This is a genomic window from Mycobacterium sp. E3247, from assembly GCF_001667785.1.
In the GTDB taxonomy this organism is placed as follows: Bacteria; Actinomycetota; Actinomycetes; order Mycobacteriales; family Mycobacteriaceae; genus Mycobacterium.
This window is the reverse complement of sequence record NZ_LZJG01000368.1, coordinates 1-1,313: the sequence shown is the minus strand read 5'-3', so window position 1 is coordinate 1,313 and position 1,313 is coordinate 1. Positions and strand designations below refer to the sequence as shown.

General features: G+C 70.2%; 3 protein-coding genes. All 3 read right to left on the bottom strand.

The window, feature by feature from the left end; translation table 11 throughout:
- Positions 1-83: hypothetical protein (locus A9X04_RS32395; RefSeq protein ID WP_369828917.1), on the bottom strand; the 83-nt coding region annotated here is incomplete at its 3' end.
- 68 nt (positions 84-151) lie between these two features.
- Positions 152-583: an SRPBCC family protein gene (locus tag A9X04_RS20395; RefSeq protein WP_067917932.1), complete on the bottom strand. Its 432-nt coding sequence runs from the start codon at positions 581-583 to the stop codon at positions 152-154.
- 214 nt (positions 584-797) lie between these two features.
- Positions 798-1,313, bottom strand: a 516-nt coding sequence (locus tag A9X04_RS20390) for an SDR family oxidoreductase (protein WP_231985772.1), incomplete at its 5' end; no start/stop codon positions are given.

Here is a 1,313-nt window from a genome sequence, read left to right as displayed (position 1 = left end):
AGCATCGGCGTGATCTTCGCTGCCCCGTCCAGCATCGAGTACTCGGTGTGGTTATGCAGGTGCACGAAGGAGGAGTGGTTCATAGGGACGCCAGTCTATGACCGCGGACCGACACGAGTTCGGCGTGTCGCCGCGTGTGTCTCGCGCGGTTTTACCCGTACATCTCGACGAAGTTCTTCAGCGACTTCTGCACGTCGCCTTTGACGGCGCGCGCCGCCGCCGAACCGACCGGGCCGAACAGCGGACGCCCGCCCAGCTCGAGCCGCAGTCCGAGCGTCGACCCCTCGGCGGCGGCTCGCACGGTGAGCGTGACGGCGTACTTGGCGCCGCCCTTGCCCGAACCCGACAGCGCCACCTCGTGCGGCGGATCCCACGTGGTCACCGTCCAGGTCACCCGGTTACGGAACCCCTTCGCCCGGGCGACGCCCACCACCTGGACGCCCTCGCCGAGCTCGTCGGGCAGATCACTGCGCCAGCCCTCGTGCATCACCAGCCAGTCTCCCAGGTCCGACAAGTCGGAGACGTGGTCCCACATGTCCTGCGGGCTCATCGGTACGTCGGCGGTCAGGTCTACAGCGGCCATGCGCGGAGCCTAGCGCGGCCGCTTCGTCACACCCGCCCCGCGCCGTGCGCCCCCGCTCAGAGGGATGCGGCTCAGAGGGATGCGGCGTTGTGCCCGCCTCGTAGCGACAATCCGAGACCCCCTGCGCGGTAGCCGCCTTTGTCGCTGTGAGGCGGGCACCTCGTCGATCGCCCCGGCGCAGTGACGGAAGTGACCGAGGGGACGCGACGCACGCTCAGCGGCTGGGTCCCCCGCGGAAGCGGCTACCGATCCGGATCCCCGGCAGCAGCAGACCCCGCGGCGCGAACCTGCCGCCGGTGCTGACGACCTTCGGCACCACACCGGGCACGACGGTGCGCCTGCCGGCCAGCATCCCGGCGATCGCCGCCTCGGCGACGTCGCGCGGCGAGACCTGCGCGATGGGAATGCTGAACCGCTCGGCGTTGGCGATCTCGGCCCACTCGGTCGGCACCGGCCCGGGACACAGGCACGTGACCGACACCCCGGTGCCGTGCAGCTCCTCGTGGACGGCCTCGGAGAACGTCTGCACGAACGCCTTGGTGGCCGAATAGACCGCCATGTACGGCACCGGCTGAAAGCCGGCGATCGAGGCGATGTTCATCACCGCACCGACACCGCGCTTGACCATGCCGGGCTGGCCCGCCGCGGCTTCCCGCTGTTGCTGGTCGCGCGGCGCCGCGAACGCCTCGACGAGCTGGCGATCGAAGTCGACCAGGAGTACTCCGTGGCG